At 64.9% G+C, this 465-nt stretch carries 1 protein-coding gene; it reads right to left on the bottom strand.

Features of this window, described 5'->3' with window-relative positions:
- On the bottom strand, nucleotides 1–167 hold a 167-nt coding region (locus tag ACYQ2W_RS26610; RefSeq protein WP_459874149.1), incomplete at its 3' end, for a VOC family protein.
- Nucleotides 168–465: the final 298 nt, after the last annotated feature.

The following is a 465-nucleotide window of genomic DNA, read 5'->3' as shown; positions in this document are numbered from 1 at the left end:
CCCAGCATCGCCCACTGCAACGCGGCCTCCTCCGGCAGTTCGTTGACCGGTTCCTCACTGTCGAAGGGCACCCCCATCAGCAGGCGGAAGCCGAGGTGGTCGCGATAGAAGGCGACCGAACGGTTGACGTCGTCGCTCATCAGATTGGGGGTCAGGGTGGTGCTCATGGTCGTATCCTTGTGTTCATCGGCGGGATGTTGCCTGTAGGAGCGGCCCTTGGGCCGCGATAGGGCGAAGTGGCAGACTCTCCGTGACTGGCGGAGGTTGGCGGATCCGGCGCCTGGCTCCCGCATCCTGCTCACGCCAAGCACCTACATCCCTGTGGGCAAGCGCGGCCTGGGGCCGCTCCTACGAAAGGCGCGGTGTCGGCGGTCGGGCACCAGTCTGCTTCGCCCCTGCTGACACCCTGCTGTCAGCAGGGGGTGGGTAGTCTGTTCGCAAGTGAATACGATGGGGAGTGAGGAT

This window comes from Endothiovibrio diazotrophicus, from assembly GCF_054657215.1.
Note: the sequence above shows the minus strand (reverse complement) of the source record. Positions and strands in the feature narration are given on the sequence as shown.